Source organism: Iodobacter fluviatilis (assembly GCF_004194535.1).
Taxonomy (GTDB): Bacteria; Pseudomonadota; Gammaproteobacteria; order Burkholderiales; family Chitinibacteraceae; genus Iodobacter; species Iodobacter fluviatilis_A.
The window spans coordinates 1481624-1495368 of sequence record NZ_CP025781.1; the positions used below are offsets into that span (position 1 = coordinate 1481624).

Genomic DNA, 13745 nt, shown 5'->3' on the forward strand with positions numbered 1-13745 from the left:
CGTTAAGCCGCCTTCTGAGCCATGATGGTATGAACGCGCGCAATATCTTTGCGCACACGGTTGAGTTCGCTTGGCTTGGCCAGTTGACCCGTCGCATGCTGCATACGCAAGCTAAATTGCGCCTTCAACAATGCGGTCAACTCAGCCTTCAGCTCTTCAACAGATTTCTGATGTAGTTCAGCAGCTTTCATCGTTGTCCCGCCTGACGAGTGACAAAGGTAGTCGCGAATGGCAATTTAGCAGAAGCAAGACGGAAAGCCTCGCGTGCAACTACTTCATCAACACCATCCAACTCATACAATACTTTGCCTGGTTGAATCTCAGCAACCCAGTAATCTGGGCTACCCTTACCATTACCCATTCGCACTTCAGCGGGCTTGGTAGAGATTGGCTTATCTGGGAACGTACGAATCCATACACGGCCACCACGCTTAATATAACGCGTGATCGCACGACGGGCGGATTCAATCTGACGTGCAGTCAGACGACCACGACTTGTGGCCTTGAGCCCAAACACACCAAAAGCAACGCTGTTACCACGAGTAGCAATACCCGTGTTACGGCCCTTCTGGACCTTGCGATACTTAAGTCTAGTTGGCTGCAGCATTACGTGGCCCCTTCCGTGCGTTTTTCTTCTGAGCTTCAGGTGCTGGTTCAGCAGCCTTTTCGCCCGGCTTCATTTCGCCTTTATAAACCCAAACCTTGATACCAATAATACCGTAGGTGGTTTTGGCTTCAGAAGTAGCGTAATCAATATCAGCACGCAGGGTATGCAAAGGCACACGGCCTTCACGATACCACTCGCAGCGCGCAATTTCGATGCCGTTCAAACGACCTGACGACATGATTTTGATACCTTGGGCACCAAGGCGCATTGCGTTTTGCATTGCACGCTTCATTGCACGACGGAACATAACGCGCTTTTCAAGTTGCGCGGAAATACTATCAGCAATAATTTGTGCATCGATTTCAGGCTTACGCACTTCTTCGATGTTTACATGCACGGGCACATTTAAGATTTTTTGCAGCGCTTTCTTAAGCTGCTCAATATCCTCACCCTTCTTACCAATCACCACACCAGGACGAGCCGTGTAGATAGTGATTTTAGCGTTCTTAGCCGGACGCTCGATTACGACACGACTCACCGAAGCACTGGCCAGTTTCTTTTTCAGATAATCGCGTACAGCGATGTCCTCATTGAGCATACCGGCAAAATTGCTACTGTTGGCGTACCAACGCGAAGCCCAGTTCTTGGTGACGGCGAGACGAAAACCCGTCGGATGAACTTTCTGACCCATAGTCGCTCCTTAATCGCCAACAATCAATGTGATATGGCAAGTTTGCTTCTCGATACGATTGCCACGGCCTTTGGCACGTGCGCTGAAACGCTTAAGAGAAGGCCCCTTATCCACAAAAATTGTGGTCACTTTGAGTGCGTCGATATCGGCGCCTTCATTGTGCTCAGCATTGGCAATAGCGGATTCCAAAACCTTCTTAATTAAAACTGCGCCCTTTTTAGGGCAGAAGGCCAGGATGTTCAACGCCTGCTCTACCGGCTTGCCACGGACTAGGTCAGCGACCAGCCGCGCTTTTTGGGCGGAGAGGCGAGTGTTGCTTAATACAGCAGATACTTGCATGTCTTCACCTTATCGCTTGGCTTTTTTGTCCGCAGCATGGCCTTTGAACGTGCGGGTGAGTGCGAACTCGCCCAGCTTGTGTCCAACCATGTTTTCGTTCACATATACCGGAACGTGCTGCTTACCATTGTGAACTGCAATTGTCAGACCAACGAAGTCTGGCAACACAGTAGAACGGCGTGACCAAGTTTTCACTGGACGCTTGTCGTTCGCCGCGCGGGCAGTTTCCACCTTTTTAATCAGGTGCAGGTCAACGAATGGGCCTTTTTTAATAGAACGTGCCATTTACATTACCTCTTGTTCGCGGGACGACGACGCACGATCATATTGCTTGTGCGCTTGTTGCGACGAGTGCGATAGCCCTTAGCAGGCTGGCCCCATGGACTTACTGGAACACGACCTTCACCAGTACGACCCTCACCACCACCGTGCGGGTGATCAACCGGGTTCATAGCAGTACCACGTACGGTTGGACGAATACCCAACCAACGCTTAGCACCTGCTTTACCGTAGGAGCGAAGGTTATGCTCTTCGTTACCTACCTCACCGATTGTTGCACGGCAATCAACGTGAACCTTGCGGATTTCGCCCGAACGCAAACGCAACTGAGCGTAAGCACCTTCACGAGCCAACAACTGAACACCTGCACCAGCAGAACGCGCCAACTGAGCGCCTTTACCTGGCTGCAATTCGATGCAGTGAATAGTGGAACCAACTGGGATATTGCGAATAGGAAGGGTATTACCCACCTTAATCGGCGCATCCGAGCCAGAAATCACAGTCATATCAGCCTTCAGGCCTTTAGGAGCAATGATGTAACGACGCTCACCATCAGCGTAGCAAAGCAACGCAATATTAGCGGTACGGTTAGGATCGTACTCAAGACGCTCAACGCGACCTACGATACCATCCTTGTCATTGCGCTTAAAGTCGATAAGACGATAATGCTGCTTATGACCACCACCCATATGACGGGTTGTGATCACACCACGGTTGTTACGACCAGCAGTCTTGCTTTGCGATTCGAGCAAAGGAGCGTACGGAGCACCTTTGTGCAGATCCGAGTTCACAACCTTGACGACGGCGCGGCGACCGGGGGACGTCGGTTTTACTTTTACCAATGCCATTTTCAGTCTCCTTTACTGCGCTGCCGCGAGGTCGAGTTCTTGGCCTGCAGCCAGGCTAATATAAGCCTTTTTCCAGTCCTTGCGACGACCTACGGTACGACCAAATTTCTTGCCCTTGCCCTTGACATTCAATGTCGACACACCTTCAACCTTCACTTTAAAGAGAAGCTCAACAGCGGCCTTGATTTCTGCCTTGGTAGCGTCCGTGGAAACACGGAAAACAACTTGGTCATTCTTTTCAGCCACAAAAGTGGTCTTTTCTGACACGATAGGTGCCAAAAGAACTTGAAGCAGACGATTTTCAGAGAATTGCATCATGCGTACAACTCCTCAAAAGCTTGCAATGCTTCACGAGTGATAACCACTTTCTTATAACGAACGAGGCTCACTGGATCAGCTTGCGATGGCTCAAGGACCAGAACGTGCGCAAGATTGCGCGACGCAAGGTACAAGTTCTCATCCAACTCTTTAGTAATAATCAACACGGAGTCCAACTGCATAGCAGCTAGCTTCAGTGCAAACGCCTTAGTCTTGGGTGTTTCAGCAATAAAGCTTTCCACCACCACCAGACGCTCTTCACGAACCAGTTGCGACAAGATGGTCGCAATACCAGCGCGGAACATCTTACGGTTAACTTTTTGGGAGAAGTTCTCGTCTGGGCTATTCGGGAAAGCACGACCACCACCACGCCATAGCGGGGAAGAACTCATACCAGCACGAGCACGACCAGTACCCTTCTGCTTCCAAGGCTTTTTGGTCGAGTGACTTACGTTATCACGACCTTTTTGAGCACGATTGCCGCTACGAGCATTTGCGAAGTAAGCGGTCACTACTTGGTGAACCAGCGCCTCGTTAAACTCGCGTGCGAACAGTGCATCGGAACCAGCAACAGCGGCTTGCGCCTCGCCAGCAGCATTGATGACTTTAAGATCCATTACGCACCTGCCTTCACACTCGGACGAACAACGACGTCATTGCCCTTGCAGCCAGGGACAGCACCCTTAACTAACAACAATTGACGCTCGGCATCGACACGGACGATTTCCAGGTTCTGGGTGGTACGCTGAACGTTACCCAATTGACCTGCCATGCGCTTACCAGGAAATACACGACCCGGATCTTGCGCTTGACCAATAGAACCCGGCGTATTATGCGAGCGCGAGTTACCGTGGGAGGCACGATTAGATGAAAAGTGGTGGCGCTTAATTACACCAGCAAAACCTTTACCTAGCGTTGTACCAGTTACATCAACGTACGAACCAGCCGCAAACATCTCAACTGAAAGCTGATCACCAGCCTTCAATTCTGCTAATTTCTCTGCAGTGACATTAAATTCAACCAAACCCAAACCTGCTTCCACCCCTGCTTTCGCAAAGTGGCCAGCTTGAGCCTTGTTTACACGACTAGCTTTCTTTGCACCGAAAGTAACCTGAACAGCTGAATAGCCATCAGTTTCCGGCGTCTTGATTTGCGTAACGCGATTAGCTGACATGTCCAGCACAGTTACCGGAATGGACGCGCCATCCTCAGCAAATACGCGGGTCATGCCGACTTTACGTCCGACAAGTCCTAAGCTCATAGTTATATCCTTTTCAGGGCCGATTACGATTGACCGGCTAAACCCAAAGTAAAAAAGGCTTACTACCCTTAGGTAGCAAGCCCGCGACTTTAACAAGATTTTTCTTTTACCGCAAGTACTTAGCACATATCACAGAAAAAAAATCTTGATTGCCGATTACTGTAGTTTGATTTCTACATCAACGCCAGCTGGTAAATCCAGCTTCATCAGCGCATCAACGGTTTTGTCTGTTGGATTGACAATGTCCATTAAGCGCAGGTGCGTACGAATTTCCATCTGATCACGCGCCATTTTATTAACGTGCGGGGAACTCAGAATGTCAAAACGCTCAATTTTAGTAGGAAGTGGAACCGGGCCCTTAACAACAGCACCAGTACGCTTAGCCGTATCAACAATTTCCTGCGCCGAACGATCAATCAGAGCGTAGTCAAAAGCTTTCAGGCGAATACGGATTTTTTGGTTTTGCATTTTCACAAGCCTTTAAACGAGGACTTTGGCAACTACACCAGCGCCAACAGTACGGCCACCTTCGCGAATAGCGAAGCGTAGACCTTGTTCCATAGCAACTGGAGCGATCAGGGTAACGGTAACTTCAACGTTATCACCTGGCATCACCATTTCGGTACCTTCTGGCAAATCAACTGAACCTGTTACGTCCGTTGTACGGAAAAAGAACTGTGGACGGTAGCCGTTAAAGAATGGAGTGTGACGACCACCTTCATCTTTCGACAAAACGTACACAGAACCTTCGAACTTAGTGTGCGGAGTGATCGAACCTGGCTTAGCCAACACTTGACCACGCTGAACATCTTCACGCTTAGTACCACGAAGCAATGCACCGATATTATCGCCAGCTTGACCTTGGTCAAGCAGTTTACGGAACATTTCGACACCAGTACATGTTGTCTTAACTGTTGTAGTGATACCAACAATTTCGATTTCTTCGCCGACTTTAACAACGCCGCGCTCAACACGACCAGTCACAACAGTACCGCGACCTGAGATCGAGAATACATCTTCAACTGGCATCAGGAACGCGCCATCAACAGCACGCTCTGGCAACGGAATGTATGAATCGAGCGCTTCAGCAAGACGGAAAATAGATGGCTCGCCGTGCTCAGACTGATCACCTTCCAGGGCCATACGAGCAGAACCAACAATAATTGGAGTGTCATCACCAGGGAAGTCATACTTGCTCAGCAGTTCACGAACTTCCATGTCTACCAATTCAAGCAATTCAGCATCATCAACCAAGTCAGCTTTGTTCAAGTAAACAATGATGTACGGAACGCCAACTTGACGAGCCAACAAGATGTGCTCACGAGTTTGTGGCATAGGACCATCAGCTGCTGAACATACCAAGATCGCGCCATCCATCTGCGCAGCACCCGTAATCATGTTCTTGATGTAATCCGCGTGACCTGGGCAGTCAACGTGAGCGTAGTGACGTGTTTCTGTCTCATACTCAACGTGCGATGTATTAATAGTAATACCACGTGCTTTTTCTTCAGGAGCGCTATCGATTTGCGAATAATCTTTCGCTTCGCCACCGAATTTCTTCGACAAGATAGTCGAAATTGCCGCTGTCAGAGTGGTCTTACCATGGTCAACGTGACCAATTGTACCAACGTTAACGTGTGGCTTTGTGCGCGTAAACTTTTCTTTTGCCATTGCTATAAATCCTTTAAATTATATGATTATTTTTTGTTCGCAATAATCGCGTCAGCCACATGCTTCGGCGCTTCGGAGTAGTGCTTGAATTCCATAGAGTAAGTTGCACGACCTTGCGACATTGAGCGCAAGCGAGTCGAGTAACCAAACATCTCGGAAAGAGGCAACTCAGCCTTAACCATCTTGCCACCAGCAGGATTATCATCCATACCTTGCAAGATGCCACGGCGGGACGAGATATCGCCCATGATGTCGCCCATATACTCTTCTGGTGTTTCGACTTCTACGGCCATCATAGGCTCAAGAATTACGGCACCAGCACGACGCATCGCTTCTTTAAATGCAATCGAACCCGCAAGTTCAAACGCAAGTTGTGAAGAGTCAACATCATGGTACGAACCAAATGTCAAGCGAACCTTAACGTCAACAACAGGGAAACCTGCCAACACACCAGCTTTCAGCGTGTTCTGGATACCCTTGTCTACCGAAGGGATAAATTCACGAGGAATCGAACCACCCTTAACTTCATCAGAGAAGGAGTAACCATTGCCCTCACCAGCCGGCTCAACAGTAATTACGCAATGACCGTACTGGCCCTTACCGCCAGACTGTTTCGCGTGTTTACCTTCAACATCGGCCGCGATGCGGGTAATAGTTTCGCGGTATGCAACTTGCGGAGCACCCACGTTCGCTTCAACGCCAAATTCACGACGCATGCGGTCAACCAGAATTTCTAAGTGCAACTCACCCATACCAGACATAATTGTCTGGCCGGTTTCTTCGTCAGTACGCACACGGAAAGAAGGATCTTCTTTCGCCAAGCGATTCAGGGCAATACCCATCTTCTCTTGGTCTGGCTTTGTTTTTGGCTCAACAGCAACGTGAATCACTGGCTCTGGGAATACCATGCGTTCCAAGATAATGAAGTCACTTGGTGCACATAAAGTCTCACCCGTAGTTACATCTTTCAAGCCAATCGCAGCCGCGATATCACCCGCATAAACTTCATCAATTTCTTGACGATCGTTTGCGTGCATTTGCACGATACGGCCAATACGCTCTTTCTTATCTTTAACCGAGTTCAACACGGTATCGCCAGACTTCACGATGCCAGAGTAAACTCGGAAGAAGGTCAGCTGGCCAACATAAGGATCGCTCATCAACTTGAATGCAAGTGCAGAGAATGGAGCAGTATCAGACGCCTCGCGAGTGATAGACTCTTCTTTATGGTTCACACCCGTAATCGCAGCCACTTCAATCGGAGACGGCATGAAGTCGATTACTGCGTCGAGCATGCGCTGCACACCCTTGTTCTTGAACGCACTACCGCACAACATTGGCTGAATTTCGCACGCTAAAGTACGAATACGCAGGCCAGCTACGATATCAGCTTCGCTCAAATCACCTTCTTCAAGGTATTTGTTCATCATCTCTTCAGATGATTCAGCAGCGGCTTCCACCATGTTTTCGCGCCATGTTTTCGCCAGTTCAAGTAATTCGGCTGGAATCTCACCGTACTCAAACTTCATGCCTTGCGATGCTTCGTCCCACAAGATTGACTTCATCTTGATCAAGTCGACTACACCAGTAAAGCCGTCTTCAGCCCCCACCGGAATAACAACGGGCACTGGATTAGCTTTCAGGCGAATCTTCATCTGCTCAACAACGCGGAAGAAGTTAGCACCTTGGCGATCCATCTTGTTTACGAACGCAAGACGTGGAACTTTGTATTTATTTGCTTGACGCCATACGGTTTCAGACTGAGGTTGAACACCACCCACAGCGCAGTAAACCATGCAAGCACCATCCAGAACGCGCATTGAGCGCTCAACTTCAATAGTGAAGTCAACGTGACCTGGAGTGTCAATGATGTTAATGCGATGTTCTGGGTACTGTTGCGCCATGCCTTTCCAGAACGTGGTGGTTGCAGCAGAAGTAATCGTGATACCACGCTCCTGCTCTTGCTCCATCCAGTCCATTGTTGCTGCGCCGTCATGCACTTCACCGATCTTGTGGTTTACACCGGTGTAGAACAAAACGCGTTCAGTCGTCGTCGTTTTACCGGCGTCGATGTGAGCAGAAATACCAATATTACGGTAATGCTCAATAGAAGTCTTACGTGCCACGGGATAGTCCTTTCCGGGTTACGCGATTAGAAGCGGTAGTGGGCGAATGCTTTATTCGCTTCTGCCATACGGTGTACTTCGTCGCGCTTCTTCATAGCGCCACCACGGCCTTCAGCCGCATCGAGGAGTTCGCCTGCTAGACGCAGATCCATCGATTTTTCACCACGTTTACGAGCCGCATCACGAACCCAACGCATCGCCAATGCCAAACGACGGCTAGGACGGACTTCGACTGGTACTTGATAGTTTGCACCACCAACACGACGGCTTTTTACTTCAACCATTGGTTTAGCGTTACCGATTGCTGCTGAGAATACTTCCAGCGGTGATTTGCCAGTTTTTTTCTCGATTTGTACAAGTGCACCGTAAACGATACGCTCTGCAACCGCTTTCTTGCCATCCATCATGACAACGTTCATGAACTTGGTCAGCTCTTGGCTACCAAATTTTGGATCCGGTAAAACGTCACGTTTCGGTACTTCTCTGCGTCTAGGCATAATTCTCTATCCTTAATATTTCATTCAGTCGGGGCTCAGCCCCTCGGTCGCCCATCAAGACGACCACTTACTCGACGGCCCAATACGGGACTCGCCGACCGTCCAGTGGCAATTAAGCCTTAGGACGCTTAGTACCGTACTTGGAGCGTGACTGCTTACGACCTTTAACGCCAGCTGTATCCAAGGAGCCGCGCACTGTGTGGTAACGCACACCCGGCAAATCCTTAACACGACCGCCGCGGATCAGCACAACGCTGTGTTCCTGCAGGTTATGGCCTTCACCACCGATGTACGAAATAACTTCGAAACCGTTGGTTAAGCGAACTTTACAAACTTTACGAAGCGCTGAGTTAGGCTTCTTAGGAGTGGTTGTGTATACACGAGTGCATACGCCACGTTTTTGTGGGCAGGACTCAAGAGCTGGCACTTTGCTCTTTGCTTTTTCCTGCTCACGACCCTTGCGGACGAGCTGGTTAATCGTTGGCATTGATTACTTCCTTAGGTTAAAAATCCCCGGAGGGAACTTACTACTGCTTCTTTTTACATACAAAGCATTAAACGCATTATCAGCCAGCTTATGCCGACCACGACGCCTTTGTTTCTTTGTTTTTACTACGGACGACCACTCACAACCCTTCTTTTTTAAGCAAGATTTTCATCATATCTGCAATAAAATCAAAGCATTAAGTCGATTATCAGTCCTGCTTACGCTAACCACCACCGGCTCACTTCTTATCCGTATTCATTGCTTTTAAAAGACAAAATCTTAGCCAAAAAAGAAGTACACAACGCCCAGCAAATGCTGAGCGTTGTGTAAAAGTACAGGATTCTATTGAAATCAAGTGCTTGTCGTCAAGACAAGCTGATGATCGTTAAACCCTTAATCAGCACTTGCAGTGGTTTCTACCTCTGCATTTGGAGCGAAAATATCAGACAATTGATCAACAACAGGAGCCTGACGCTTACGATTACGGTGGTAAGCTAAACCAGTACCTGCAGGAATCAAACGTCCTACAATCACGTTTTCTTTCAGGCCACGCAAGTCATCGATTTTACCCATGATGGCTGCTTCAGTCAGCACCCGCGTGGTTTCCTGGAAGGAAGCCGCTGAAATAAACGAATCAGTGGACAGAGATGCCTTGGTAATACCTAACAGAACATTATCGTAGCTTGCTGGTAACTTACCTTCAGCAATTAACTTATCGTTCACGGTAAGGACTTCGGCACGCTCAACTTGCTCACCTTGGATGAAGGCAGAATCAGCTGAATCAGTAATGATTACTCGACGCAACATTTGACGCAGAATCACTTCAATATGCTTATCGTTAATCTTTACACCCTGCAGACGGTAAACTTCCTGCACTTCTTGTACCACGTAGCGAGATAACGCTTCGATACCTTGCAAACGCAAAATATCGTGCGGATCAATCGCGCCATCGACAATGCTTTCACCACGGTTAACAACTTGACCATCGTGAACCAGTACGTGTTTTTCTTTCAAGATCAGGTATTCGTGCGGCGCACCTTCCAGATCTGTTAAGACTAACCGCTGCTTACCCTTGGTTTCTTTACCGAATGAAACTGTACCGGTAATTTCAGCCAACATACCTGGATCTTTCGGCACACGTGCTTCAAACAACTCAGCAACGCGTGGCAACCCCCCTGTAATATCGCGAGTCTTAGCGGATTCTTGTGGAATACGCGCCAGTACATCACCCACACCCACAACCTGACCATCTTTCACAGTGATAATACAACCCACTTGGAAACCGATCATAACGGTGGTGTCTGTACCCGCCATTTTCACTTCGCCGCCACGCTCATCCAACAACTTAACCATTGGACGTACGCCAGTTGCCTTACCGCCTTTACGCTTAGGATCGATAACAACCAAGGTCGAAAGACCGGTCACATCATCGACTTGCTTCATTACGGTAATACCCTCTTCCACATTATCGAACTTCACCTGACCGGCGTATTCCGAAATAATTGGACGAGTGTGCGGATCCCACGTACCCAGTACACCACCGGCTTTAATGCTATCGCCATCTTTAACGGTCAGTGTTGCACCATAAGGTACTTTGTGACGCTCACGCTCACGACCATTGTCATCAACAACGATCACTTCAGCAGAACGTGCAATCACCACTGGATCGCCCTTGGCATTGGTCACGTAGCGCATGTTAGGGCTATACGCGATATTACCGCTGGACTTCGACTCTACTTGCGTTGCAGCAGCCGCACGCGACGCCGCCCCCCCGATGTGGAAGGTACGCATGGTCAGCTGTGTACCAGGCTCACCAATCGATTGCGCAGCGATCACACCAACAGCTTCACCTGTATTAACCAAGTGACCACGACCAAGATCACGACCATAACACGCAGCACATAAGCCATAGCGTGTTTCGCAAGACAATGGAGTACGAACTTTAACTTCATCAACGCCAAGGACTTCGATCGCTTCTACTTCGTCTTCACCGAGCAAGGTGCCCACTGGATACACGGTTTCGTGCGTCACAGGATCAATCACATCCAGTACCACTACACGGCCCAAGATACGATCACGCAAGGCTTCGATCACGTCACCACCCTGTACTACCGCCTTCATGACGACGCCGTTCTTAGTACCGCAATCGTCTTCGATCACTACCAAGTCTTGCGTTACGTCAACCAGACGACGAGTCAGGTAACCCGAATTCGCTGTTTTCAGCGCCGTATCTGCCAGACCCTTCCGTGCACCGTGTGTGGAGATAAAGTACTGAAGAACGGTCAAGCCTTCACGGAAGTTGGTGGTAATCGGCGTTTCAATAATCGAACCGTCCGGTTTAGCCATCAAACCCCGCATACCGGCCAGCTGACGAATCTGCGCTGCAGAACCGCGGGCACCGGAATCGGCCATCATAAACACAGAGTTGAACGAGTCTTGATCGACTTCAACGCCTTCACAGTTGATAACCTTCTCTTTACCGAGCTGGTCCATCATCGCTTTGGCGATCTGATCACCGGCACGGCCCCAGATATCCACAACCTTGTTATAACGTTCACCCTGAGTCACCAGACCAGAGCTGTACTGATGCTCGATCTCACGCACTTCAGCGTAGGATTCAGCCAAGAGCTGAACCTTCTTATCTGGTACAACCATATCATCAACGCAAATTGAGATACCGCCGCGTGTCGAATAAGCAAAACCGGTGTACATCAGTTGATCAGCAAAAATAACGGTATCTTTCAAACCGCAACGGCGGAATGAAGCGTTAATCAGCTTACCAATTTCTTTCTTTTTCAGCGCCTTGTCGATATGGCTGAAGTCCAAGCCTTTAGGCAGAATTTCAGACAAGATCGCACGACCCACTGTGGTGTTACGACGCACCATCTGGCTATGCCATTCGCCGTCTTCGTCTCGTACCCATTCTTTCAAACGGATATCAACACGCGTTTGCAAGGTCACTTCCTTGCTCGCATAAGCACGCATTGCTTCGCTTACGTCGATCAGGTACATGCCCTCGCCCTTGGCATTGATACGCTCACGAGTCATGTAATACAGACCCAGCACGATATCCTGCGAAGGAACGATAATTGGCTCGCCGTTTGCAGGCGACAATACGTTGTTAGAAGCCAGCATCAAGGTGCGTGCTTCCATCTGCGCTTCAAGGCTCAGTGGAACGTGAACAGCCATCTGGTCACCGTCAAAGTCGGCATTGAATGCCGCGCAGACGAGTGGATGCAGTTGAATCGCTTTACCTTCGATCAACACTGGCTCAAACGCTTGAATACCCAAGCGGTGAAGTGTTGGCGCACGGTTCAAGAGAATCGGATGTTCACGAATCACGTCTTCCAAGATGTCCCAAACGACTGGATCTTGGGCTTCAACCATTTTCTTCGCCGCTTTAATGGTGGTCGCAAGACCAAGCACTTCAAGCTTGTGGAAAATAAATGGCTTGAACAGCTCCAGACCCATCAGTTTTGGCAAGCCGCACTGATGCAGACGCAGTGTCGGGCCAACGGTAATAACCGAACGACCAGAATAATCTACGCGCTTACCCAACAAGTTCTGACGGAAACGACCGCCCTTACCCTTGATCATATCTGCCAAGGATTTGAGAGGACGCTTGTTCGCACCCGTCATCGCTTTACCGCGACGGCCGTTATCGAGCAAGGAATCAACCGCTTCTTGCAACATACGCTTTTCATTACGCACGATAATTTCAGGCGCGCGCAATTCTAAAAGACGTTTCAGACGGTTATTACGGTTAATCACGCGACGGTACAGATCGTTCAGATCCGAAGTAGCGAAACGACCACCATCCAATGGTACGAGAGGACGTAATTCTGGCGGTAATACAGGCAGAACTTCCAAAACCATCCATTCTGGCTTGATGCCGGAACGCTGGAAAGCTTCCAGCACTTTCAGGCGCTTAGAAATCTTCTTGATTTTGGTTTCAGAGCCGGTGGAGGACAATTCAGCACGCAAGGTGGTGATTTGGTCTTCTACATCCATGCTCTTCAAGAGTTCACGCACCGCTTCCGCACCCATCAGGGCTACGAATTCGTCACCGTACTCTTCAACTTTATTGAAGTAATCTTCTTCCGTCAGCAATTGGCCACGTGTGAGCGGCGTCATGCCTGGCTCGATCACCACAAAACCTTCGAAGTAAAGTACGCGTTCGATATCACGCAATGGGATATCAAGCACCATACCTAAACGCGAAGGCAGGGATTTCAAGAACCAAATGTGCGCAACTGGGCTAGCCAGTTCAATGTGTCCCATGCGGTCGCGACGAACCTTAGACAGAGTCACTTCCACACCGCACTTTTCGCAGATCACGCCACGATGCTTCAGGCGTTTGTACTTACCGCACAGGCATTCGTAATCTTTGATTGGGCCAAAAATACGCGCGCAAAATAAGCCATCACGTTCCGGCTTAAATGTACGGTAGTTAATGGTTTCCGGCTTTTTTACTTCGCCGAACGACCAAGAGCGGATTTTTTCTGGCGATGCCAGACCGATCTTAATCGCATCAAATTCTTCATTTGCAGCAACTTGCTTGAAGAGTTCGAGTAAGCCTTTCATTCTTTGACTCCAGTGAGGCGTTCGGGGTGTGGCGGGC

General features: G+C 49.1%; 15 protein-coding genes. All 15 read right to left on the reverse strand.

Annotated features, from left to right (window positions below; genetic code table 11):
• Nucleotides 1–2 precede the first annotated feature (2 nt).
• The 15 genes from rpmC to rpoC all read right to left on the reverse strand — a co-directional run bounded on the left by rpmC (nucleotide 3) and on the right by rpoC (nucleotide 13708).
• Nucleotides 3–191, reverse strand: coding sequence for a 50S ribosomal protein L29 (rpmC, locus tag C1H71_RS06585; protein ID WP_046351563.1), 189 nt, complete (start codon nucleotides 189–191; stop codon nucleotides 3–5).
• Complete coding sequence (gene rplP / locus C1H71_RS06590) at nucleotides 188–607, reverse strand: 50S ribosomal protein L16 (RefSeq protein WP_125974255.1); 420 nt, start codon at nucleotides 605–607, stop codon at nucleotides 188–190. Before rplP ends, rpmC begins: the two co-directional genes overlap by 4 nt.
• Nucleotides 591–1298: a 30S ribosomal protein S3 gene (rpsC, locus tag C1H71_RS06595; protein WP_130105843.1), complete on the reverse strand. Its 708-nt coding sequence runs from the start codon at nucleotides 1296–1298 to the stop codon at nucleotides 591–593. Before rpsC ends, rplP begins: the two co-directional genes overlap by 17 nt.
• Before the next feature lie 9 nt (nucleotides 1299–1307).
• Nucleotides 1308–1637 (reverse strand): 50S ribosomal protein L22, encoded by a 330-nt coding sequence (rplV, locus tag C1H71_RS06600; RefSeq protein WP_046351560.1) that lies wholly within the window; start codon nucleotides 1635–1637, stop codon nucleotides 1308–1310.
• Nucleotides 1638–1646: 9 nt separating this feature from the next.
• Entirely contained in the window at nucleotides 1647–1922 is a 276-nt protein-coding gene (rpsS, locus tag C1H71_RS06605) for a 30S ribosomal protein S19 (protein WP_046351559.1), read from the reverse strand.
• Between the two features lie 5 nt (nucleotides 1923–1927).
• Nucleotides 1928–2764: a 50S ribosomal protein L2 gene (gene rplB / locus C1H71_RS06610; RefSeq protein ID WP_130105844.1), complete on the reverse strand. Its 837-nt coding sequence runs from the start codon at nucleotides 2762–2764 to the stop codon at nucleotides 1928–1930.
• A 12-nt stretch (nucleotides 2765–2776) separates the two neighbouring features.
• Nucleotides 2777–3079: a 50S ribosomal protein L23 gene (gene rplW, locus C1H71_RS06615; RefSeq protein ID WP_197433117.1), complete on the reverse strand. Its 303-nt coding sequence runs from the start codon at nucleotides 3077–3079 to the stop codon at nucleotides 2777–2779.
• Nucleotides 3079–3699, reverse strand: coding sequence for a 50S ribosomal protein L4 (gene rplD / locus C1H71_RS06620; RefSeq protein ID WP_130105845.1), 621 nt, complete (start codon nucleotides 3697–3699; stop codon nucleotides 3079–3081). Before rplD ends, rplW begins: the two co-directional genes overlap by 1 nt.
• Complete coding sequence (gene rplC, locus C1H71_RS06625; protein ID WP_130105846.1) at nucleotides 3699–4343, reverse strand: 50S ribosomal protein L3; 645 nt, start codon at nucleotides 4341–4343, stop codon at nucleotides 3699–3701. Before rplC ends, rplD begins: the two co-directional genes overlap by 1 nt.
• Nucleotides 4344–4499: 156 nt before the next feature.
• Complete coding sequence (gene rpsJ / locus C1H71_RS06630) at nucleotides 4500–4811, reverse strand: 30S ribosomal protein S10 (protein WP_046351554.1); 312 nt, start codon at nucleotides 4809–4811, stop codon at nucleotides 4500–4502.
• 12 nt (nucleotides 4812–4823) lie between these two features.
• Nucleotides 4824–6014, reverse strand: a complete 1191-nt coding sequence (gene tuf / locus C1H71_RS06635; protein ID WP_046351553.1) for an elongation factor Tu — start codon at nucleotides 6012–6014, stop codon at nucleotides 4824–4826.
• A gap of 26 nt (nucleotides 6015–6040) precedes the next feature.
• A complete protein-coding gene (fusA, locus tag C1H71_RS06640; RefSeq protein WP_130105847.1) occupies nucleotides 6041–8140 on the reverse strand; it encodes an elongation factor G in 2100 nt (699 codons plus the stop codon).
• A 26-nt stretch (nucleotides 8141–8166) separates the two neighbouring features.
• On the reverse strand, nucleotides 8167–8637 hold the full coding sequence (gene rpsG, locus C1H71_RS06645) for a 30S ribosomal protein S7 (RefSeq protein ID WP_046351551.1): 471 nt from the start codon (nucleotides 8635–8637) through the stop codon (nucleotides 8167–8169).
• Between the two features lie 112 nt (nucleotides 8638–8749).
• On the reverse strand, nucleotides 8750–9124 hold the full coding sequence (rpsL, locus tag C1H71_RS06650) for a 30S ribosomal protein S12 (RefSeq protein WP_130105848.1): 375 nt from the start codon (nucleotides 9122–9124) through the stop codon (nucleotides 8750–8752).
• A gap of 393 nt (nucleotides 9125–9517) precedes the next feature.
• Nucleotides 9518–13708, reverse strand: coding sequence for a DNA-directed RNA polymerase subunit beta' (rpoC, locus tag C1H71_RS06655; protein ID WP_130105849.1), 4191 nt, complete (start codon nucleotides 13706–13708; stop codon nucleotides 9518–9520).
• Nucleotides 13709–13745: the final 37 nt, after the last annotated feature.

Coding starts and splice junctions, on each gene's coding strand:
- rpmC (WP_046351563.1), bottom strand. CDS start 191: ATGAAAGCTGCTGAACTACATCAGAAATCTGTTGAAGAGCTGAAGGCT.
- rplP (WP_125974255.1), bottom strand. CDS start 607: ATGCTGCAGCCAACTAGACTTAAGTATCGCAAGGTCCAGAAGGGCCGT.
- rpsC (WP_130105843.1), bottom strand. CDS start 1,298: ATGGGTCAGAAAGTTCATCCGACGGGTTTTCGTCTCGCCGTCACCAAG.
- rplV (WP_046351560.1), bottom strand. CDS start 1,637: ATGCAAGTATCTGCTGTATTAAGCAACACTCGCCTCTCCGCCCAAAAA.
- rpsS (WP_046351559.1), bottom strand. CDS start 1,922: ATGGCACGTTCTATTAAAAAAGGCCCATTCGTTGACCTGCACCTGATT.
- rplB (WP_130105844.1), bottom strand. CDS start 2,764: ATGGCATTGGTAAAAGTAAAACCGACGTCCCCCGGTCGCCGCGCCGTC.
- rplW (WP_197433117.1), bottom strand. CDS start 3,079: ATGCAATTCTCTGAAAATCGTCTGCTTCAAGTTCTTTTGGCACCTATC.
- rplD (WP_130105845.1), bottom strand. CDS start 3,699: ATGGATCTTAAAGTCATCAATGCTGCTGGCGAGGCGCAAGCCGCTGTT.
- rplC (WP_130105846.1), bottom strand. CDS start 4,343: ATGAGCTTAGGACTTGTCGGACGTAAAGTCGGCATGACCCGCGTATTT.
- rpsJ (WP_046351554.1), bottom strand. CDS start 4,811: ATGCAAAACCAAAAAATCCGTATTCGCCTGAAAGCTTTTGACTACGCT.
- tuf (WP_046351553.1), bottom strand. CDS start 6,014: ATGGCAAAAGAAAAGTTTACGCGCACAAAGCCACACGTTAACGTTGGT.
- rpsG (WP_046351551.1), bottom strand. CDS start 8,637: ATGCCTAGACGCAGAGAAGTACCGAAACGTGACGTTTTACCGGATCCA.
- rpsL (WP_130105848.1), bottom strand. CDS start 9,124: ATGCCAACGATTAACCAGCTCGTCCGCAAGGGTCGTGAGCAGGAAAAA.
- rpoC (WP_130105849.1), bottom strand. CDS start 13,708: ATGAAAGGCTTACTCGAACTCTTCAAGCAAGTTGCTGCAAATGAAGAA.